We start from the raw sequence: 22,247 nt of genomic DNA on the forward strand, positions 1-22,247 counted from the left end.
TTATCCTTGCATCTGCGGCTTGTGCGCGGTGACGTGAATATAGCGGCCAAGACTGACAAAAGGTTCCTGACGGCAATACCGCGTTTCTAATTCTGTTAAGGTGTCAAAACATTCACGCTGTTTGTGTTTTTCACGCAGATAATCATGAAACACCCTGACGCCCGTTTTCCCGGTTATCTGCCAGCCAATCTCTTCCAGCCAGCCATACACCTGCTGCGGATCGCGCGGATAATCCGGGGAAAGCGTGCGTTTTTTCTTTTTTGGCATCCCGACCTGAACATAGTCGAAGTTACCCGCAACCATGTTGTGCATCAGGAAGCCGTTAGCATTGTAGAACATCAGTGACAGCGTACCGCCCGGGCGCAACATCGACCACAGGGTGCGTAACACGCTTTGCGGATCGGCAACCCACTCCAGCACTGCATGAAACAATATCAGATCAACCTGGGTTTCCAAATGCTGTGCGATGTCCTGAGCGGCGCATTGTATAAAATGCATGTTGTCGCTCACACCTTTCTCTTCTGCGGCACGCGTCGCACGCGCGATCATCTCAGCAGAAAGATCGCAAAGCGTTACGTGATGACCGCGTTGGGCCATTTTGATAGCCGTCTGCCCTTCACCGCCGCCAGCGTCCAGCACGCGCAACGTTTGCCCCTCAAACGAGGCCAGGATGTTGTCCAGATCCTGCCAGAGGATCGTCTGACGCAACTGCCCTTTCGTGGTGCCATAAATGTTGCGCGAAAACTTTTCCGCGATGTCATCAAAATTGCGATCCCGCATTGGGAGAGTTCCACTCGCTAACTGCAAAACCGCTATTTTGTCACACCCGCGCGGAGAATGAACCTCTCTGGTGTAATATCACGAGTAATCACCTGCTATATGGTTAAAAAAGGAACCAAAAAGGATGCTTTTTACCCTGAAGAAATACATTGGGGGGATGATGCTTCCCCTTCCACTGCTGCTTATCATCATTGCGCTGGGGCTGGCGCTGGTGTGGTTTAGTCGCTTTCAGAAAAGTGGCAAAACACTTATTACCGTCGGCTGGCTGGTTCTGCTGCTGCTGAGTCTTCAGCCGGTCGCGGATAGCCTGTTACGCCCTGTCGAAAACAGGTACCCGACATGGCAGGGTCATCAGGAGGTGAAGTATATCGTGGTGCTGGGTGGGGGTTACACCTGGGATCCGAACTGGGCGCCCAGTTCAAACCTGATTAACAACAGCCTGCCTCGACTGAACGAAGGTATTCGCCTGTGGCTGGCGAATCCGGGATCGAAAATGATCTTTACCGGTGCGGCGGCAAAAACAAACCCGGTCAGCACGGCCGAAGCCGGAGCCAGAGTGGCTGAATCGCTGGGTGTACCGCGTTCCGCTATCATCACGCTGGACAGCCCAAAAGACACCGAAGAAGAAGCTGCTGCCGTGAAGCAGGCGATTGGCGATGCCCCGTTCCTGCTGGTTACGTCCGCCTCGCACCTGCCGCGGGCGATGATTTTCTTCGAAAGAGTTGGCCTGCATCCCCTCCCCGCGCCGGCTAACCAGATGGCCATCGACGCGCCGCTTAACCCGTGGGAACGGGCGATCCCGTCCCCGGTGTGGCTGATGCACAGCGATCGTGTCGGTTACGAAACGCTTGGACGCCTCTGGCAATGGCTAAAAGGCGCGTCAGGCGAGCCAGGGCAGGAGTGATTTCGTGGCGAGATCGAAGTTGGCGCGATTAAAACGGCCAGTATTGACCAGTTGCGCCACTTCATCCCAGAGCAGATAGAGCCAGCGGCGCCAGAGAAACGCTTCTGCAACCGGCGCGCGCTGGAGATAATGCCAGAGTAACCCCTCTGCGGCCCCGCTGTCGCTGAGCCTGAACAACTCGTACTCGCGCGGTGCCCAGAGCATGATCCCCGGCCCTACCATTGCCAGAAGCTGGTCGCTGCGAGGGTCTTTCAGCATGCTGCGCAGGGTAAAATTGCCGTGAACCAGCACGCAGTTGTCGTTAAAGCCGTCAAACAGCGCGGGCAAACACTCCCGGGTGCGGAACAAAATACGTTTGTCCTGCATGGTCAAACCGGTGTTATTAAACTGATTAAGGGTGCCCCACAACACTTCGACCCGCTGGCGGTACCACAGTGGCCACAGGTTTTCCTGGGTGCTGTCTACCGGGCCGACGAGCCCACCGCTGTCTTGTCTGTGCCAGCCTAGCAGCGCCTCGACAATCTGATCTTTCAGCTGCTCCCAGCGTTCCGGTGAACGAGCAGGCGCTTCCACAGGCACGCCACGTAACCGCTCAATCAGCAGGACATCGGGGCCGGGGTGTTCTTCATGCGTCATCACGCCATACACCGTCGGCATGCGGACGGTCCCTTGTCGCGCAAGCATCGACATTTTCCAGGCCAGCTGCCTGGCAACGCCCGGCGAGGTAAAACTTCGGGCCATCAGCGGCATTGGGTTTCCCTGGCTGTCATATAACGACCAGAGTGCGGTATCTGCTTTTTCGTTCACACACTCAACCCTGCTTAACTTCTCACCCAGCAGATGGCTCAGTTCAGCACGCAGCTGTTCCATATGAGATTACCCCCATTAAGACTACTGCTTTTATAATGAGCGCGCGGACAGAAGATGTCACCCGACAGAGATCAATTATGGAAAAGAAAGGGAAAATAACCGGGAGAGAACATCCCCCCGTAAGGAGGGATGCGGGCGCTATTAACGCAATTCGGCGCGGACGCGCTCAAGATCTTCCGGGGTGTCAACACCCGTACCTGGCACTTCCTGCGCAACGGCAACGTGGATTTTTTCCCCGTACCAGAGCACGCGGAGCTGCTCCAGCATTTCGATATGCTCCAGCGGGCTGGGTGCCCAGGTGACATAACGACGAATAAAGCCAGCGCGGTAGCCGTAGATCCCCAGATGACGCAGGAATGAATCACCAATGGTCTCTTTTGAAACCGCAAAACGGTCACGATCCCAGGGAATAGTGGCGCGAGAGAAGTAGAGCGCATAGCCCTCGGCATCCATCACCACTTTCACCGCGTTCGGATTAAACGCCTCTTCAGCGTGGAGCACAGGAACCGCGAGCGTAGCCATACCGACCTGGCGCTGCGCCAGGTTTTCCGCCACCTGGCGAATAATGACCGCCGGGATCATCGGCTCGTCGCCCTGCACGTTAACGATGACCGTATCATCACTGAAACCGCATTTCTCAACCACTTCTGCCAGCCGCTCTGTGCCAGACTGGTGATCGGCGCGGGTCATGCACACTTCTCCGCCAGCCGCCTCAACCGCACGGGCAACGTCCGGATGATCGGTTGCCACGATAACGCGCTCAGCTCCGGACTCACGCGCACGTTCAAGGACATGCACAATCATCGGTTTGCCGTTGATATCCACCAGCGGTTTACCCGGCAGACGGGTTGATGCATAACGCGCAGGAATAATGACAACAAAACTCATGGTTTGCTCTCTTCTGCCACCAGGGAGCGGGCTTCGTTTTCCAGCAATACCGGAATACCGTCGCGCAGCGGGAATGCCAGACTGTCCAGCTTGCAAATCAGCTCTTGTTTGTCCTGGCTGTAGTAAAGTTTGCCGTTGCACACCGGGCAGGCAATAATTTCAAGTAAACGGTGATCCATAGTTCCTCCGTATGGGTAATCGCTAAAGCTTAACACATTCCTTTTTCAGGGAGTGTCTGTTTCCCAGCCACGTCGACAGGTGCTAAACAACCCGTCAGGCACCCGACCCAGCGCCACGTCGTGGGCCCCCTGCCAGCGTGCGAATTCGCTAATGGCGGAGGTTAATCCTTTTTCCAGCGCCGCTGTGGTCTTGATCCCCTCTTCAAGATAGAGCGCGATAATCTCCAGCGTGCCGGTTTTGCGGTGCATTTTGGCGTCCATTCGACCGACCAGTTGCCCTTTGTGCAGCAGAGGCAACACAAAGTAGCCGTACTGACGCTTTGGCGCGGGGGTGTAACACTCAAGCCGATAGCTGAAATTAAACAGCTGTTCGGCCCGTTTTCTGTCCCACACGACCGGATCGAAAGGCGATAACACCGCGCTGTGGGTTGCCTGAAGCTTACTGTCCAGAGCCTGGGGTAAGAGCGGGAGGAGATCCGAATGCAGCCACATGTTCCCGAGGGTTTCTACCGTGACGGGGATAACACGATGTTCACGCTGCCACATTTCCAGCAGCGGTTTCAGGGCCGGCTGGCGAAGGCGATAGTAATCCGCCAGCCACTGCGGCCGGAAAATGCCCAGACTGCGGGCGCTGTTTTCCATCATGATGGCTTCCGCTGCCTCCTGGGTGAGTAAGTCACGCTCATCGTCCCAGTGGGGCATCACGCGGTGCGTCAGGTCATACACGCGCTGAAAATTACGCCGTTCAATCACCATGACTTTGCCGGACGTAAACAGTCCTTCAAGGTGGCGTTTGTGCGGCTTCCACTCCCACCAGCCGCTGGTCCCTTTTCTCGGATGTTCAAAATCGGCGGAACGTACAGGACCGTTTTGCTGAATATGCTCGATAAGCTGTACAATTTCAGTCGCGTGCTCCTGCATCCATTCCTGGCGGTATTTCCAGCCCATCTTTTCGGGGGCCAGCATGCGATGGCGAACCAGGGCAAAATCGCTGCGCGGCAGGAAACAGGCCTCGTGCGCCCAGTACTCCATTAAGTCCCCCTTACTGAGCGCGTCATCCAGCCACTGAGGCGGATAATTCCCCAGCCGACTAAACAGCACAAGGTAAGGGCTACGGGCCACGATATTAATGGTGTCAATTTGAAGGAGCGACATGCGCTGAACGGTAGAGAGAATATCGGCGGGCTGCGCGCGGCGGCGGGGCTTTTTGAGCAGCCCCTGTGCGGCAAGGTGCAAATGACGTGCGGCTGAAAGCGAGAGTTGCGGTAAAGACATGCGTTTTCCTGTCAGTCAAAGCGCCACCAGAACCGCGTAAGCCATTACTGCACTAACGCAATCAGTTCCTTGAGCAATTGTTCCGGTTGCTCACCGCTGAGTTCAGCGTCAACCGGCAGATACCACCAGTTATCCTTCGCAAAGGCACGGCATTTCACCGCATCTTTTTCAGTCATGATTAGCGTCTGCCCCGGCGCAGTCAGGGCCGCGACCTGATCTGGCACCAGCGCCTGATGATCGGCCAGCGGAACGCGTTTTTCAAGCCGGGCACCACACTGTTCCAGCGTCGCGAAGAAACGCGGAGGATGACCGATACCCGCCATGGCCACCAGCGCGGGTAACAACGAGACAGCACTGCGCTCTCCGGTCAACAGATTCACCGCCATTCCCGGCCTGAGATGCATAGGGATCTCACCCGGTTTGGCCTCTCCACCGTTAACAATCACCGCATCAACGGACCTGAGACGCGAAGCGCGTTCGCGCATTGGCCCGGCGGGTAGCCACCAGCCGTTACCGAACCGGCGAACCCCGTCAATGACCACAATCTCTTTATCACGCGCCAGCGCGTAATGCTGCAGACCATCGTCAGTAATAATAATGTCTACCGTGTGTTCGGCAAGAAGTGCCTGAACGGCATCACTGCGTACCGGGGAAACCGCAACAGGTGCACCTGTACGCTGGTATATCAATACTGGCTCATCACCCGCTTCAGCGGTCGTAGTTTCCGCCGTCAGCAACAGGGGATACTGCGCCGCTTTTCCGCCATACCCACGCGATACCACGCCTGGGCGTATACCGCGTTTTTGCAGTTGCTCCACCAGCCAGATCACCACCGGTGTTTTACCGTTGCCGCCAGCCGTCAGGTTACCCACCACGACAACCGGCACCGGCGCGCGCCATGCTTGCTTCAACCCCAGACGGTAAAGCAGACGAATGGCGCCGCTCACCAGGCCATAAAGCCAGGAAAGCGGCAGAAGCAGCAGCCACAGCGGTGATTCACCGGACCAGATGCGTGCAATCATTCGCCGAATTGCATCTTATGCAGTTGGGCGTAAACGCCGCGGTGCGCCAGCAAATCAGAGTGGCTTCCGCGTTCGACAATCACGCCATCTTCAACAACGACGATTTCGTCAGCCTGCTCGATAGTCGACAGACGGTGCGCAATCACCAGCGACGTACGGTTCTTTTGCAGCTCATCCAGCGCAGACTGAATGGCACGTTCAGATTCCGTATCCAGCGCAGAGGTTGCTTCATCCAGAATCAGAATCGGGCTATCACGCAACAGCGCACGAGCAATGGCGATACGCTGGCGCTGGCCACCGGAGAGCAGTACACCGTTCTCACCGATAATGGTATCCAGACCGTTATCCATCTTGTTGATAAAGTCCATCGCATAGGCCATACGAGCGGCCTTTTCAATCTCCGCACGGCTGTACTCTTCTGTACGCGCATAGGCAATGTTATTTGCCACAGTATCGTTGAAGAGATGCACATTCTGGGAGACCAGCGCCACCTGGTTACGCAGCGACTGCAGGGTATACTCCCGCAGGTCATGGCCATCCAGCAGGATTTCACCCTCGTCGATATCATAGAAACGGGTGATCAGGCTGGCGATGGTGGATTTACCTGAGCCGGAGCGGCCTACCAGCGCAACGGTTTTACCCGCGGGAATGGACAGGTTGATATTACGCAAAGCCGGCGTTTCGCGGCCAGGATAGGTGAAAGTCACATTGCGGAATTCAACATCGCCGTGGGCGCGTTCAATCTCGCGTTTACCTTCATCTTTCTCCTGTTCGGTATCCAGAATGCTGAACAGGGTCTGGCAGGCAGCCATCCCGCGCTGGAACTGAGCGTTGACGTTCGTCAGTGATTTCAGCGGGCGCATCAGGGCAATCATCGATGAGAAGACCACGGTGATGGTACCCGCCGTCAGCGTCTCCATCACGCTCGGGAAGCTGGCCGCATACAGAACAAAGGCCAGCGCCAGAGAAGCGATCAGCTGGATGATAGGGTCAGAAATTGAAGAGGCCGAAACCATTTTCATCCCCTGCAGACGCATTTTGTTGCTGACTTTATCAAAGCGTTTGGTTTCGACTTCCTGCCCGCCGAAAATCAACACCTCTTTATGCCCTTTCAGCATCTGCTCAGCGCTGGTCGTAACCTGGCCCATCGTGTTCTGCATATTCTTACTGATGTTGCGAAAACGCTTTGAAACGACGCGAATAGCAATAGAGACAACCGGTGCCAGCACGATAAGGATCAGTGACAGCTGCCAGCTGTAATAGAACATCATGATGAACAGGCCGATAATCGATGCACCTTCACGCACCACGGTAATCAGCGCGTTGGACGACGATGATGCTACCTGCTCGGAGTCGTAGGTAATACGTGACAGCAAGGTACCGGTAGACTGCTTATCAAAGAACGCTACTGGCATGCCCATCATGTGACCAAACAGCCGACGGCGCATGGTCATAACGACTTTCCCGGAAACCCAGGAGATACAGTAGCTCGAAATGTAGCTGGTGATACCGCGTAAGATCATCAGTCCAATAACCACCAGTGGCATCCATATCAGCACTGAGCGATCTGTTTTACCAAAACCATCATCCAGTAACGGTTTGAGAAGCGATAACATAAACGTATCGCTGGCTGCGTTGAGGACTAACGCTACACCCGCCACGATCAAGCCTGCTTTAAAAGGTGCAATCATCGGCCAGAGTCGGCGGAAGGTTTGCCACGTGGAGAGATCTTTGTCGTTATGCATTCAAAAAACCAGCATCTGTTGAAATAGCCGCATATTCTACCCGTTATCTCCGGGCGCGCCAAACCACTGATGATACCAACGCGGTAAATATTCATCACGTACGCGCTGTATTTGCCATTGATGTTGCGAGAATGTCACCGATATTTGTCCAGAATGGGGGGTATCGTGCCAGATATAGCCCTCTTTTCGATAACGTCTGATAACTTTTGCCGACGGAAAATGCCATGCGTTATAGCGGGCCGCAGAATCGAGCGCGATCCTTCCCTCTACCCGTTGCACCAGTGACAATGATGAAGACGTATTGCTGCCATGATGGGGTACCTGTATTACAGTGGACGTCAGATGACGCCAGTAATGGCTAAGCATAGTCTGTTCCGCTTGCGCTTCAATATCCCCCGTAAGCAACGCACTCTGCTCACCATCGTCGATTTTTACCACACAGGAGCGATTGTTCCCCCTTTCGGAATAGCCCTCAGGTGGCCAGTGGACGGTGAAGGTTAACCCCTCCCATATCCATCTCTGCCCGCGAAAACAAGGCCGATGTTCCGCCCGATCTAACGGGCTTCTTATCCATAACGTGGGCCATGTTTTTTGCAGCGTCGCCAGACCGCCCGCATGGTCGAGATGCTCATGACTGAGGATGACGCCTTCTGGTTGCAAATGGTGCCAGCGTAGCCACGGAATGATTAACTGCCGGGCACTATCACCACCCGGCCAGGCGAGCCCGGTATCATAAAGAAGGGCTTTACCGTGGCGTTCAATGACCATTGCCAGTCCCTGCCCCACATCCAGCATATGCAGTGTCCAGCCCTCACTTCTCACCGTTCGCCAGAGCGGAAATGCCAGTAAGACACTCCCTGCCAGACACACTGCAGGAACGGATTTCCAGGCATGAAAGCGCCAGCCGATAATGGCAAGCCAGGGCAATAACGTCAGGTATTGCCATCGTTCATCTACGTTCTGCCAGCCATCCGGCAGGCGCATCAGCATCCAGAACAACCCTCCCAGGGATTTATCGGCTGCAAGCCAGAGGGCACTTTCCAGCGCCGTCAGCGGCAACAGATGAAGCAACATTCCGGACAGGATCAGCGGTACGCAGACAAAAGTAACCAGGGGGACGGCAAAGAGATTAGCCACCAGGGAAGAGAGGCTAAACCCATGAAAAATCAGCACCTGTAATGGCATGAGCAGAAGCAACATGCCGGTTTGCAGATAAAGCAGATTCATCAGAGGCTGTAACCAGCGAACCCGGTGCCCGCGAGGAAGAGGCAGCCACTGAAACCAGAAAATCAGTGCGGCGACGGCAAAAGCTGAAAGGGCCAGACTTTGAGAAAGCACGGCTAAGGGATCGCTTATCAGGATTGCCGCGATACAGCAACACCACACCTGCCAGGGAGACCACTGACGGGCGCCAATGCGCAATGCCGCCAGCACGGCAAGTGCGATAACCGTTCGCAATGCGGGCGGTTGCAGCCCGGTAAGCCAGGCGTAGAAAGCGGCAAAGAGCAACCCGGCCAGGAGAGGAATCTGCCAGTGGATCCAGTGGCCCGGCATTAAAAACTGAAGCCCTCGCGTAAGTAACCAGACGATGGATGCGGCCAGCGCAATATGCAGACCCGAAATTGCCATCAGGTGCAGCGTGCCGGTGTCGCGCATCAGATCTTTAATTTCCCGGGGCACCTCCAGACGTTCTCCCATCCCCAGCCCAAGCATAACCGCGCCCCATTGAAAAGCAGAAAGCCGGTGTTGCAGTGACATCAGGTACTGAGCACGCAAGCTGCAGTTTTCATCGACGATTTTCGCCTGCGTAAAACGTCCGCTGAGCGTCTGGTGTCGGGCAAAGGCGCTTCGCTGGGGATCATATCCCCCGTCGTTTAGCTCGCCATGCACAGGCCGGAGTCTGAGCGTCATAGCCCAGCGCTGACCGGCACATACCTTTTGCGGCAGGTAATTGCCATACAGCGTCACGCCCGTGGATGCCCACCAGCGTTGACCATCGACACGCAGAATGTTGCCCTGATGCATTGTTGCACCATCGGTGGCCGTGATTTCTATGTCTGCCTGCACTGCTCCCGTCGTTAAATGTTGCATCGGCCAGACGCTTTCCTGCGCAGCAAGAAGACCCCAGACACAAAATAACACCACGATCCCCATATACTTCAGGACGTTGTGTCGCTGGACGGCCAGCGCTATCCCACCGGCTATCATTACCCACACGGTATGACGTTCAGGCAGGACGGGTAACCAGAGTAACGGCATGATCGCCAGAATGGCGCAAAGACTTATCGCGGGAATGCCCATTACTACCTCCCTGTTTGAGGGTGACAGTATGGAAGCAGGCAGGGTGAGTCGTCAGCCAGAAGAAACGCGGTTTACAGCGGGCGCTGAAACATTTTTATCCGTTTGCAGAAAACAAAAGGAAAATTGCGCGGCATCTTCAGAATAAAAGCGACAGGCACAAAAAAAGCACCCGCAGGTGCTTTCTTTCGAACCCAGTTTAGCGCTGATGGCTAAACTCAGTTGCCGTAAATGTTGGCGCGATCGCGCAGTTCTTTACCCGGCTTAAAGTGTGGAACGTACTTACCTTCCAGTTCGACTTTATCGCCAGTTTTCGGGTTACGCCCGGTACGTGGAGCACGATAGTGCAGAGAAAAACTACCGAAACCGCGGATTTCAATGCGCTCGCCCTGGGCAAGAGTGGAGGCCATATGCTCCAGCATCTCTTTTACGGCATCCTCCACTGCTTTCGCAGGGATATGCGGTTGCTGACTGGCAAGTCTTTCAATCAATTCTGACTTGGTCATGATTCCTCCGGTTCCTTTCAAACCAATTAGCTGAACAGCTCATTAAACAAGGGCGGCCGTAGCCGCCCTTTGTTATTGATTACAGGACGAATCCTCTAATCTGTCAAGTTTGCTCCTCATCCTTCTCGCTGTAAATGCGTTACAGCTCAAAATGATGCGGACAACCTGATATTACTCGCCTTTAGCTGCTTTGAAAGCTTCAGCCATTGCGTTGTTAGAGAAGTTTGCATCTTCCTGTTTGTTAACAGTTGCGATTGCATCTTTCTCATCAGCTTCGTCTTTAGCACGAACAGACAGGCTGATTGCACGGTTCTTACGGTCAACACCGGTGAACTTAGCTTCAACGTCGTCACCAACGTTCAGAACCAGAGTCGCATCTTCAACGCGGTCACGTGAAGCTTCAGAAGCGCGCAGGTAACCTTCAACGCCGTCAGCCAGTTCTACGGTTGCGCCTTTAGCGTCAACTGCAGTGACTTTACCGTTTACGATTGCGCCTTTCTTGTTCAGTGCAACCCAGTTGTTGAACGGATCTTCTGCGAGCTGTTTAACGCCCAGGGAGATACGTTCACGCTCTGCGTCAACCTGCAGAACAACTGCAGCGATTTCGTCGCCTTTTTTGTATTCACGAACTGCTTCTTCGCCTGCAACGTTCCAGGAGATGTCAGACAGGTGAACCAGGCCATCGATGCCGCCGTCCAGGCCGATGAAGATACCGAAGTCAGTGATAGACTTGATTTTACCTTCAACACGGTCACCCTTGTTGTGGGTTTCCGCGAACTGCTGCCATGGGTTGTTTTTGCACTGTTTCAGGCCCAGGGAGATACGACGACGTTCTTCGTCGATATCCAGAACCATAACTTCCACTACATCACCAACGTTAACAACTTTGGATGGGTGGATGTTTTTGTTGGTCCAGTCCATTTCGGAAACGTGCACCAGGCCTTCAACGCCTTCTTCGATTTCAACGAAGCAGCCGTAGTCAGTCAGGTTGGTAACGCGACCAGTCAGTTTAGTACCTTCTGGGTAACGCTTAGCGATAGCTACCCATGGATCTTCGCCCAGCTGTTTCAGGCCGAGGGATACACGAGTACGCTCGCGGTCGAACTTCAGCACTTTAACAGTGATTTCGTCGCCCACGTTCACGATTTCGCTTGGGTGCTTAACGCGTTTCCACGCCATGTCGGTGATGTGCAGCAGGCCATCAACGCCGCCCAGGTCAACGAATGCGCCGTAGTCAGTGAGGTTCTTAACGATACCTTTGACTTCCATGCCTTCCTGCAGGTTTTCCAGCAGCTGATCGCGTTCTGCGCTGTTTTCGGATTCGATAACGGCACGACGGGATACAACAACGTTGTTACGCTTCTGGTCCAGCTTGATTACTTTGAACTCAAGCTCTTTGCCTTCGAGGTGCAGGGTGTCACGGACTGGACGAACGTCTACCAGAGAACCTGGCAGGAACGCACGAATACCATTCAGCTCAACAGTGAAGCCACCTTTAACTTTGCCGTTGATAACACCGACCACAGTTTCAGCTTCTTCGTAAGCTTTTTCCAGCGTGATCCAAGCTTCGTGACGTTTAGCTTTTTCACGGGAAAGCAGGGTTTCGCCGAAGCCGTCTTCTACTGCATCCAGAGCAACGTCAACTTCGTCACCAACCTGGATTTCCAGCTCGCCCTGGGCGTTTTTGAACTGCTCTGCCGGAATGGCGGACTCAGATTTCAGACCGGCGTCAACCAGTACTACGTCTTTGTCGATAGCAACAACAACACCACGAACGATGGAACCCGGACGGGTTTCGATTGTTTTTAAGGATTCTTCAAATAGTTGAGCAAAAGATTCAGTCATGTTTAATCTTCAGGTTAATATAACGTCCACCTGGCTCCGTGCCGGATGGGGTTGTTTCACATACCCGCCGTCAATCCATTGCAGCGGGGGTACTGCTAAATCGGTCGCAATTACGCGAGTGCCAGTTTTTGGCGCGCATATTGTAGCGCTTTTTCAATCACTTGCTCAATAGTTAAACTGGTTGAATCCAGAACTAATGCATCTTCTGCAGGAACAAGTGGGGCGACGGCGCGGTTACGATCGCGGTCATCGCGCTCTTTTATCTCGGACAAAAGGCGATCAAAGTTAACACTAAACCCCTTTTCCTGCAACTGAAGCATGCGGCGTTGAGCCCGTTCTTCCGAGGAGGCGTCGAGGAAAATTTTCACCGGCGCATCAGGGAAGACAACGGTTCCCATGTCACGCCCGTCAGCGATCAGGCCAGGCAGTTCACGGAAGGCGCGTTGACGGCGCAGCAGTGCTTCACGCACGCGCGGGAAAGCGGCAACCTGTGAAGCGGCATTCGCCACGTCCTGAGTCCGAATTTCACCGCTGACATCTTCACCTTCGAGAATCACTTCCAGATTTCCGTTGGTTGAGATAAAGCGAACATCAAGATGGGTAGCCAGCGGAACCAGCGCGTCTTCGGAGGCCACATCAACATGGTGATGCAGCGCCGCAAGCGCTAACACGCGGTAAATAGCACCAGAGTCCAGCAGATGCCATTGCAATGCTTCCGCCATTGCCTTGCACAAGGTGCCCTTTCCTGCACCGCTTGGGCCATCAATGGTTATGACCGGGGCAATTGCCGTCATCTTTATCTCCTTAAACAGGCATACCGTTAACGTAAACGCCGCGCATTATACGCGCCAATGCCCACAATCGTTAACGTTGTGTGCAAAAACGCGAATTACAGGTATTTAGATGAAGAATTATTGCGCAATGATACTTCTACATCGTTCGCGTTGCTTGCAGGCGGCAGGCGCACATCTTCAGAAGTGTAGATCATCACGTCAATGAGTGGGAACGCTGTAAGCGCGCCAGCACAGAGGCTGGCGCGAAGGCAAATCAGGCAGGGGTACTGATACGCGCCAATTGCTCGAAGTAGTCCGGGAAGGTTTTCGCCGTACATTTCGGGTCGAGAATGGTCACCGGCGTATCGGAGAGCGCCACCAGCGAGAAGCACATTGCCATGCGGTGATCGTTATAGGTGCCGATTTCCGCAAATTGCAGTTTTGCCGGAGGCGTGACGCGGATGTAGTCTTCGCCCTCCTCCACTTCGGCGCCCACTTTACGCAGTTCGGTCGCCATCGCGAACAGACGGTCAGTCTCTTTTACGCGCCAGTTGTAAATGTTACGCAGCGTCGTGGTGCCTTTTGCGAAGAGCGCCGCCGTGGCAATGGTCATCGCCGCATCCGGGATATGGTTCATGTCCATATCGATAGCGTTCAGCTCGCCATGGGTGCAGGAGATGAAATCATCGCCCCAGGTAATCGTGGCGCCCATTTTTTCCAGCACGTCAGCAAAACGGATATCGCCCTGAACGCTGTTACGGCCAATGCCGGTCACTTTCACCGTACCGCCCTTAATCGCCCCTGCCGCCAGGAAATAGGAGGCAGAAGAAGCATCACCTTCCACAAGGTAATGACCCGGAGACTGGTACTGCTGCGCACCGCGAACCACGAATTGCTGATAAGCGCGGTTTTCCACCTCAACCCCAAAGGTTTTCATCAGGTGCAGCGTAATATCAATGTACGGTTTAGAGACCAGGTCGCCTTTGATGGTGATGACCGTATCCTGTGGTGCCAGCGGCGCAGTCATCAGCAGAGCCGTCAGGAACTGGCTGGAGACGCTGCCATCCACCTCGACGTTACCGCCATTGAAACCACCGCGCAGACGCAGAGGCGGGTAATTTTCCTGCTCCAGATACTCAATCTGCGCGCCGCCCTGGCGAAGGGCATCCACCAGATGGCCAATGGGACGCTCTTTCATGCGTGGCTCACCGGTCAGCACAATATTGTTGCTGCCCAGGCACAGGGCCGCCGCCAGCGGGCGCATCGCCGTCCCCGCATTACCCAGAAACAGTTCACGCTCTTCAGCCGAGCGTAACGCGCCGCCGTTGCCGGTCACTTCACAGCGGGTGCGGTCGTCAGACAGCGTGTAATGAACTCCCAACGCTTTCAGCGCATTGAGCATATGGCGCACGTCATCGCTGTCCAGCAGGTTTGTGAGGACGGTGGTGCCGTTTGCCAGAGCTGCCAGCAGCAGAGCGCGGTTCGAGACACTTTTTGAACCAGGCAGATTAATGGTGCCATCTACCCGCGCGATAGGTTGTAACGTCAGGGATTCCATGAAACTTAACTCTCAACTCAACATAATAAAAACCCCGCAGCAGAGCTACGGGGGTGAAAACAGCGTAATTAACCGTGGCGACGTTCGAAGTCGATCATGAAATCGGTCAGGGTTTTAACCCCTTCCAGCGGCATCGCGTTATAGATAGAGGCACGCATACCGCCTACAACACGGTGGCCTTTCAGCGCATGCAGGCCTGCAGCGAAGGACGCTTCAAGGAAGACTTTATCCAGGTTGCTGTCCGCCAGCTGGAACGGCACATTCATACGAGAACGGTTAGCTTTCGCGACATCGTTACGGTAGAAATCGCTCTTATCGATCACGCCATACAGCAGGTCGGCTTTCTGCTGATTGATTTTGTCCATCTGCGCCACGCCGCCGTTTTGCTTGAGCCATTTAAAGACCAGGCCAGAGAGGTACCAGGCAAACGTAGGGGGGGTGTTGAACATGGAGTCGTTATCGTTGAGGACCGTATAATCCAGAATAGACGGGCAAGACTGATGGGCTTTACCCAGCAAATCTTCGCGCACGATGACAATAGTCAAACCCGCCGGGCCGATATTTTTCTGCGCACCCGCATAGATAACACCGTAGCGGCTGACGTCAATTGGCGCGGACAAAATGGTAGAGGAGAAATCGGCTGCAACCACCACGTCTTTACCGAAGTTCGGGGTCTCGTCGATGGCAATCCCGTCGATGGTTTCATTTGGGCAATAGTGCAGATACGCAGCGTTATCAGAGAGCTGCCATTCGCTCATCGGCTTCACGGCACGCAGGCCATCAACGGTAATTTTGGCGTCGATAACATTTGGCGAGCAGTACTTTTTGGCTTCTTTAACCGCACTTGCCGCCCAGTAACCCGCATCAACGTAGTCTGCCGTGGTTTTGTCGCCGAGGATATTCAGTGGGACGCCAGCAAACTGACCGCGGCCACCGCCGTGGCAGAACAAAACTTTGTAGTTTGAGGGAATGTTCAGCAGATCGCGAAAATCCTTTTCTGCCTCTTCCGCCACCTGAATAAACTCTTTACCACGGTGGCTGATTTCCATCACCGACGTACCCAGACCGTTCCAGTCACAAAGTTCCTGTTGAGCCTGTTTAAGCACGTCTGCCGGCAACATCGCCGGACCTGAACTGAAATTAAAGACTTGAGCCATTTCCCCTCACCACGCTAAAAGCAATAAGTTATAACTGTGGATATCGGTTTTATCATTCAGTGACACGCGCCGCAATGTCTAAAACTTATGACCGGTGAAATGTGTCCCGCGTCACACAATACAATCTGCCACCTCTCTGCGGCAAAACCGACAATATGGCTGTCAGGTAAGGCGTTTGGCCCGGCTAACCTTCGTCCATTCCGGATTTGTACAGCGGGGACATAATTGATGATCGCCCGTCTGCATCGCCACAACATGGCTACATCTTATACAGGCATATTCGCCTGACTCAGGCACGGTGGTGAAACGCTCAATAAGCATATCCGGCAGAATACAGAGCCCCGGCTTCACCTCGTCGTCAGCATAGTAATAGACGCTGATTTGTCCGTTCGTTTCCATGATTGCCAGCCGTACCTGCCCGAGTTGTTCAACGCTATTCAGACGCAGTTCCATAAAAAACTCGAACTCGGTCATGTTGGCACTCTGTACATTTTCCCATGCCAGCCGCCCGTTCTCGACGATAACCACCGGCTTCCCTTCGAGAAGATCTTCCAGCTTTTCACTTTTCGACATCAGCCACATGACAAGCCGGTAAAGTAGCGCCAGTGAGACAAAAACGATAAAGACCGGCACCATCGGCACATCGTCGTAAAAGGCGACATCCCCCGCCGCTGAACCCAGCGTCAGAATAATCAGCACCTCAAAGAGGGACATCTGCCGGACACCACGCCGCCCGGTGATTTTGAGAAACAGGAAGACCAATACAAAGGTATACAGGCTGCGCAGGGCCACTTCGCCCAAAAATTCGGGAGGAACTTTATCAAACGCCATCCGCTGGAGATCAAATGCTTTCATTTTTCTATGCCTTAACAGTAAGTTACTGTCTGTAAGCATAGTCGAGTCTTTTATTTTCGCCGAAGATAGCACCTGTCACGCAAAACCCGTATCATTGCGCGCTTTACGTACGATAAAAGTGAACGCCATGACTCAAACGTTTATCCCCGGCAAAGACGCCGCTCTGGAAGATTCCATCGCTCGCTTCCAGCAGAAACTGACCGACCTGGGCTTTAATATCGAAGAAGCCTCCTGGCTCAACCCGGTGCCTCATGTCTGGTCCGTGCATATTCGCGATAAAGAGTGTGCCCTGTGCTTTACCAATGGTAAAGGCGCGACAAAAAAAGCGGCACTGGCCTCTGCGCTGGGTGAGTATTTTGAACGTCTGTCGACCAACTATTTCTTCGCCGATTTCTGGCTGGGTGAAACCATCGCCAACGGCCCGTTCGTGCACTATCCGAACGAAAAATGGTTCCCGCTGCCTGAAGACGACGCGCTGCCGGAAGGCATTCTCGACGCGCGTCTGCGTGCGTTCTACGATCCGGAAAACGAACTGACCGCCAGCATGCTGATCGATCTGCAGTCCGGCAATGAGGATCGTGGTATCTGCGCCCTGCCGTTCACGCGTCAGTCTGATGAGCAGACCGTCTATATCCCGATGAACATCGTTGGCAACCTGTATGTGTCCAACGGTATGTCTGCCGGTAATACCCGTAATGAAGCGCGCGTACAGGGGCTGTCTGAAGTCTTCGAACGCCACATTAAAAACCGCATCATTGCCGAATCCATCAGCCTGCCTGAAATTCCGGCTGACGTGCTGGCGCGCTACCCGGGCGTGGTGGAATCCATCGCCAGGCTGGAAGCGGAAGGTTTCCCAATCTTTGCCTATGACGGCTCGCTGGGCGGTAAATACCCGGTTATCTGTGTGGTGCTGTTTAACCCTGAAAACGGAACCTGCTTCGCCTCCTTCGGCGCGCACCCTGACTTTGGCGTGGCGCTGGAGCGTACCGTCACCGAATTACTGCAGGGCCGTGGCCTGAAAGATCTGGACGTGTTTACGCCACCGACCTTTGACGACGAAGAAGTGGCCGAGCACACCAACCTTGAAACCCACTTCATCGACTCCAGCGGTTTGATCTCCTGGGATCTGTTTAAGCAGGACGCGGACTATCCGTTCGTCGACTGGAGCTTTGCAGGTACCACCGAAGAAGAGTTCGCCACGCTGATGGCTATCTTTAAGGCGGAAGATAAAGAAGTCTACATCGCTGACTACGAACACCTTGGCGTGTACGCCTGCCGCATTCTGGTGCCGGGCATGTCCGACATCTATCCGGCAGAAGATCTGTGGCTGGCGAACAACAGCATGGGCGCGCACCTGCGTGAAACCCTGCTGGCCTTGCCGGGCAGCGAATGGGAAAAAGAAGATTACCTGAACCTGATCGCGCAACTGGACGAGGAAGGCCATGATGACTTCACCCGCGTACGCGAGCTGCTGGGTCTGGCGACCGGTAAAGATAACGGCTGGTATACCCTGCGTATCGGTGAGCTGAAAGCAATGCTGGCACTGGCTGGTGGCGATCTGGATCAGGCTCTGGCCTGGACCGAGTGGACTATGGAGTTTAACCAGTCTGTCTTCTCTGCCGAGCGCACTAACTACTATCGCTGCCTGCAAACCCTGCTGCTTCTCGCGCAGGAAGAAGATCGTCAGCCGCTGCAATACCTGAATGCGTTTGTTCGCATGTACGGTGCTGACGCCGTTGAAGCCGCCAGCGCAGCACTGAGCGGTGAAGCGCCGTTCTACGGTCTTCAGGCTGTGGATAGCGACCTGAAAGCCTTCCCGGCACATCAGTCTCTGCTGAAAGCGTATGAAAAATTGCAGAAGGCGAAATCCGCTTACTGGTCAAAATAAGCGCATATAACATTATCAGCTGTAGGCGTATTCAATCGTCTGGGCTATATTACGGGGCAATTTCATTGCCCCGTTTTTTATTTTTTTCGGCAATGACTGTTGATTGTAATAATAAAGTTAAATATGGGTAAATATAATAATATTTACCTGGGCTTTACTGTTACTTTTTATGGTAATTACTCCATATTAATTAACTGTTGCAGAGGTGGCCGAAAGAAATAATTCAACTCTTTTCATAACTTTTAAAATTTATTTTTATACGGATAATCAAATACTTACTCCGCTTTTGCTGTAAATCCATACACATTGCGGGCCTATAAGCCAGGCGAGATATGATCTATATCAATTTCTCTTCTATAATGCTTTGTTAGTATCTCGTCGCCGACTTAATAAAGAGAGAGTTAGTGTGAAAGCTGACAACCCTTTTGATCTTTTACTCCCAGCTGCTATGGCCAAAGTTGCCGAAGAAGCGGGTGTCTATAAAGCAACGAAACACCCGATGAAGACGTTCTATCTGGCGATCACGGCTGGTGTGTTCATCTCTATCGCGTTTGTCTTCTACATCACTGCCACCACCGGTACTGCCGCGATGCCTTTCGGCATGGCGAAACTGATTGGCGGTATTTGCTTCTCACTGGGACTGATTCTTTGCGTCATCTGCGGCGCCGACCTCTTCACTTCTACAGTGTTGATTGTCGTGGCAAAAGCCAGCGGAAGAATTACCTGGGGTCAACTGGCGCGCAACTGGCTTAATGTCTATGTTGGCAACCTGATTGGCTGTCTGCTCTTTGTTCTGTTGATGTGGCTCTCTGGCGAGTATATGACCGCCAACGGTGGCTGGGGACTCAACGTCCTGCAGACCGCAGACCACAAAATGCACCACACATTTATCGAAGCCGTTGCTCTCGGCATCCTCGCTAACCTGATGGTCTGCCTGGCTGTCTGGATGAGCTACTCGGGTCGTAGCCTGATGGATAAAGCCATGATTATGGTTCTGCCGGTTGCGATGTTTGTTGCCAGCGGCTTCGAGCACAGTATTGCGAACATGTTTATGATCCCAATGGGAATTGTAATCCGCAACTTTGCAAGCCCGGAGTTCTGGACTGCTGTTGGTTCAACCCCGGAAAGTTTCTCTCACCTGACTATTATGAATTTCATTACTGATAACCTGATCCCTGTCACTATCGGGAACATTATCGGTGGGGGTCTGTTAGTTGGGTTGACATACTGGGTCATTTACCTGCGTGGCGACGACCATCATTGATGGTTATCTCAGGCAGTAAATAAAAAATCCACTTAAGAAGGTAGGTGTTACATGTCCGAGCTTAATGAAAAGTTAGCCACAGCCTGGGAAGGTTTTGCGAAAGGTGACTGGCAGAATGAAGTAAACGTACGTGACTTCATTCAGAAAAACTATACCCCGTATGAAGGTGACGAATCCTTCCTGGCTGGTGCAACTGACGCGACCACCAAGCTGTGGGACAGCGTAATGGAAGGCGTAAAACTGGAAAACCGCACTCACGCGCCAGTTGATTTTGACACCTCCGTTGCTTCTACCATCACTTCTCACGATGCTGGCTACATTAACAAAGCCCTTGAGAAAATCGTTGGTCTGCAGACTGAAGCACCACTGAAACGTGCGATCATCCCGTTCGGTGGTATCAAAATGGTTGAAGGTTCCTGCAAAGCGTATAACCGCGAGCTGGACCCAATGCTGAAAAAAATCTTCACCGAATACCGCAAAACCCACAACCAGGGTGTATTCGATGTTTACACCAAAGACATTCTGAACTGCCGTAAATCTGGCGTTCTGACTGGTCTGCCAGATGCCTATGGCCGTGGCCGTATCATCGGTGACTACCGTCGCGTTGCGCTGTACGGTATCGACTTCCTGATGAAAGACAAATACGCGCAGTTTGTTTCCCTGCAGTCTGATCTGGAAAACGGTGTAAACCTGGAAGCGACTATTCGTCTGCGTGAAGAAATCGCTGAACAGCATCGCGCGCTGGGTCAGATCAAAGAAATGGCGGCTAAATATGGCTGCGATATCTCTGGTCCTGCAACCAACGCTCAGGAAGCTATCCAGTGGACCTACTTCGGCTACCTGGCCGCTGTTAAGTCTCAGAACGGTGCAGCAATGTCCTTCGGTCGTGTATCCACCTTCCTGGATGCTTACATCGAACGTGATATGAAAGCGGGCAAAATCACCGAGCAAGACGCTCAGGAAATGATTGACCACCTGGTCATGAAACTGCGTATGGTTCGCTTCCTGCGTACCCCTGAATACGATGAGCTGTTCTCTGGTGACCCAATCTGGGCAACGGAATCTATCGGTGGTATGGGTGTTGATGGCCGTACTCTGGTTACCAAAAACAGCTTCCGCTTCCTGAACACCCTGTACACCATGGGTCCTTCTCCGGAGCCGAACATCACTGTTCTGTGGTCTGAAAAACTGCCTCTGAACTTCAAGAAATTCGCCGCTAAAGTGTCCATCGACACCTCTTCTCTGCAGTACGAGAACGATGACCTGATGCGTCCGGACTTCAACAACGATGACTACGCTATCGCATGCTGCGTAAGCCCAATGGTTGTTGGTAAACAAATGCAGTTCTTCGGTGCGCGTGCAAACCTGGCGAAAACCATGCTGTACGCAATCAACGGCGGCGTTGATGAAAAACTGAAAATGCAGGTTGGTCCTAAGTCTGAACCAATCAAAGGCGACGTTCTGAACTTCGATGAAGTCATGGAGCGTATGGATCACTTCATGGACTGGCTGGCTAAACAGTACGTCACTGCCCTGAACGTTATCCACTACATGCACGACAAGTACAGCTACGAAGCCTCTCTGATGGCGCTGCATGACCGTGACGTTATCCGCACCATGGCGTGTGGTATCGCAGGTCTGTCCGTTGCGGCTGACTCCCTGTCTGCAATCAAATATGCGAAAGTTAAACCAATTCGTGACGAAGACGGTCTGGCTGTTGACTTCGAAATCGAAGGCGAATATCCGCAGTTTGGTAACAACGACTCTCGCGTTGATGACATGGCGGTTGACCTGGTTGAACGTTTCATGAAGAAAATTCAGAAACTGACCACTTACCGTAACGCTATCCCGACTCAGTCTGTTCTGACCATCACGTCTAACGTTGTGTATGGTAAGAAAACCGGTAACACTCCGGACGGTCGTCGCGCGGGTGCGCCATTCGGTCCTGGTGCTAACCCAATGCACGGTCGTGACCAGAAAGGTGCTGTTGCCTCTCTGACCTCCGTCGCTAAACTGCCGTTTGCTTACGCGAAAGATGGTATCTCTTACACCTTCTCTATCGTGCCAAATGCGCTGGGTAAAGACGACGAAGTACGTAAAACTAACCTCGCGGGTCTGATGGATGGTTACTTCCACCACGAAGCGTCCATTGAAGGTGGTCAGCACCTGAACGTGAACGTAATGAACCGTGAAATGCTGCTTGATGCGATGGAACACCCTGAGAAATATCCTCAGCTGACCATCCGTGTATCCGGCTACGCAGTACGTTTTAACTCCCTGACGAAAGAACAGCAGCAGGACGTTATCACCCGTACTTTCACTCAGTCCATGTAAGTGGAATTGACTGAAATCACGCGTTAAAAGGCGTACAATAAAGGCTCCACATACGTGGGGCCTTTTTAACACTCTCTCCATCACAGTCTCTTTTGTCCGCTATCTA

At 53.3% G+C, this 22,247-nt stretch carries 18 protein-coding genes; 4 read left to right on the plus strand and 14 right to left on the minus strand.

Features of this window, described 5'->3' with window-relative positions; translation table 11 throughout:
• Positions 1-780 (minus strand): tRNA uridine 5-oxyacetic acid(34) methyltransferase CmoM, encoded by a 780-nt coding sequence (gene cmoM / locus BJP35_RS01735; RefSeq protein ID WP_047742480.1) that lies wholly within the window; start codon positions 778-780, stop codon positions 1-3.
• A gap of 124 nt (positions 781-904) precedes the next feature.
• Here cmoM and elyC point away from each other — a divergent pair, with 124 nt between their 5' ends.
• Complete coding sequence (gene elyC / locus BJP35_RS01745) at positions 905-1,684, plus strand: envelope biogenesis factor ElyC (RefSeq protein WP_020884813.1); 780 nt, start codon at positions 905-907, stop codon at positions 1,682-1,684.
• Here the strand turns inward: elyC and BJP35_RS01750 are convergent.
• From BJP35_RS01750 to BJP35_RS01810, 13 genes are all read right to left on the minus strand, one after another.
• Positions 1,661-2,554 (minus strand): YcbJ family phosphotransferase, encoded by an 894-nt coding sequence (locus BJP35_RS01750; protein ID WP_014169395.1) that lies wholly within the window; start codon positions 2,552-2,554, stop codon positions 1,661-1,663. The genes elyC and BJP35_RS01750 overlap by 24 nt on opposite strands.
• A 141-nt stretch (positions 2,555-2,695) precedes the next feature.
• Positions 2,696-3,442 carry a 3-deoxy-manno-octulosonate cytidylyltransferase gene (gene kdsB / locus BJP35_RS01755; RefSeq protein WP_014169394.1) on the minus strand — a complete coding sequence of 249 codons (747 nt, stop codon included), beginning with the start codon at positions 3,440-3,442 and terminating at the stop codon, positions 2,696-2,698.
• Positions 3,439-3,621 carry a protein YcaR gene (ycaR, locus tag BJP35_RS01760; RefSeq protein ID WP_006174474.1) on the minus strand — a complete coding sequence of 61 codons (183 nt, stop codon included), beginning with the start codon at positions 3,619-3,621 and terminating at the stop codon, positions 3,439-3,441. Before ycaR ends, kdsB begins: the two co-directional genes overlap by 4 nt.
• 45 nt (positions 3,622-3,666) lie before the next feature.
• Positions 3,667-4,896, minus strand: a complete 1,230-nt coding sequence (locus tag BJP35_RS01765; protein ID WP_086462869.1) for a winged helix-turn-helix domain-containing protein — start codon at positions 4,894-4,896, stop codon at positions 3,667-3,669.
• Positions 4,897-4,940: 44 nt separating this feature from the next.
• Positions 4,941-5,918: a tetraacyldisaccharide 4'-kinase gene (gene lpxK, locus BJP35_RS01770; protein ID WP_047742476.1), complete on the minus strand. Its 978-nt coding sequence runs from the start codon at positions 5,916-5,918 to the stop codon at positions 4,941-4,943.
• Complete coding sequence (msbA, locus tag BJP35_RS01775) at positions 5,915-7,663, minus strand: lipid A ABC transporter ATP-binding protein/permease MsbA (protein WP_020884816.1); 1,749 nt, start codon at positions 7,661-7,663, stop codon at positions 5,915-5,917. The genes lpxK and msbA overlap by 4 nt, the downstream gene beginning before the upstream one ends.
• Positions 7,664-7,699: 36 nt before the next feature.
• Positions 7,700-9,964, minus strand: a complete 2,265-nt coding sequence (locus BJP35_RS01780) for a ComEC family protein (RefSeq protein ID WP_047742474.1) — start codon at positions 9,962-9,964, stop codon at positions 7,700-7,702.
• 215 nt (positions 9,965-10,179) lie between these two features.
• Entirely contained in the window at positions 10,180-10,467 is a 288-nt protein-coding gene (ihfB, locus tag BJP35_RS01785; RefSeq protein WP_008499965.1) for an integration host factor subunit beta, read from the minus strand.
• A 171-nt stretch (positions 10,468-10,638) separates the two neighbouring features.
• The gene (rpsA, locus tag BJP35_RS01790; protein ID WP_014169387.1) at positions 10,639-12,312 is read right to left on the minus strand and encodes a 30S ribosomal protein S1; all 1,674 of its coding nucleotides are present in this window, start codon (positions 12,310-12,312) and stop codon (positions 10,639-10,641) included.
• 110 nt (positions 12,313-12,422) lie between these two features.
• Complete coding sequence (gene cmk / locus BJP35_RS01795; RefSeq protein WP_014169386.1) at positions 12,423-13,106, minus strand: (d)CMP kinase; 684 nt, start codon at positions 13,104-13,106, stop codon at positions 12,423-12,425.
• Positions 13,107-13,359: 253 nt separating this feature from the next.
• On the minus strand, positions 13,360-14,643 hold the full coding sequence (gene aroA, locus BJP35_RS01800) for a 3-phosphoshikimate 1-carboxyvinyltransferase (protein ID WP_025204553.1): 1,284 nt from the start codon (positions 14,641-14,643) through the stop codon (positions 13,360-13,362).
• Between the two features lie 68 nt (positions 14,644-14,711).
• Positions 14,712-15,800, minus strand: coding sequence for a 3-phosphoserine/phosphohydroxythreonine transaminase (gene serC, locus BJP35_RS01805; RefSeq protein ID WP_025204554.1), 1,089 nt, complete (start codon positions 15,798-15,800; stop codon positions 14,712-14,714).
• A 162-nt stretch (positions 15,801-15,962) separates the two neighbouring features.
• Positions 15,963-16,655, minus strand: a complete 693-nt coding sequence (locus BJP35_RS01810) for a DUF421 domain-containing protein (RefSeq protein ID WP_047742471.1) — start codon at positions 16,653-16,655, stop codon at positions 15,963-15,965.
• A gap of 127 nt (positions 16,656-16,782) precedes the next feature.
• On the opposite strand from BJP35_RS01810, the gene ycaO reads away from it, so the two are divergent.
• The 3 genes from ycaO (at position 16,783) to pflB (ending at position 22,141) form a co-directional block, all read left to right on the plus strand.
• Positions 16,783-18,543, plus strand: a complete 1,761-nt coding sequence (gene ycaO, locus BJP35_RS01815; RefSeq protein WP_032677795.1) for a 30S ribosomal protein S12 methylthiotransferase accessory factor YcaO — start codon at positions 16,783-16,785, stop codon at positions 18,541-18,543.
• Between the two features lie 406 nt (positions 18,544-18,949).
• On the plus strand, positions 18,950-19,807 hold the full coding sequence (gene focA, locus BJP35_RS01820; protein ID WP_025204555.1) for a formate transporter FocA: 858 nt from the start codon (positions 18,950-18,952) through the stop codon (positions 19,805-19,807).
• A 51-nt stretch (positions 19,808-19,858) separates the two neighbouring features.
• The gene (pflB, locus tag BJP35_RS01825; RefSeq protein WP_014169380.1) at positions 19,859-22,141 is read left to right on the plus strand and encodes a formate C-acetyltransferase; all 2,283 of its coding nucleotides are present in this window, start codon (positions 19,859-19,861) and stop codon (positions 22,139-22,141) included.
• The last annotated feature ends 106 nt before the right edge of the window (positions 22,142-22,247 follow it).

The organism is Enterobacter sp. J49, from assembly GCF_002148625.1.
Lineage (GTDB): Bacteria > Pseudomonadota > Gammaproteobacteria > Enterobacterales > Enterobacteriaceae > Enterobacter > Enterobacter ludwigii.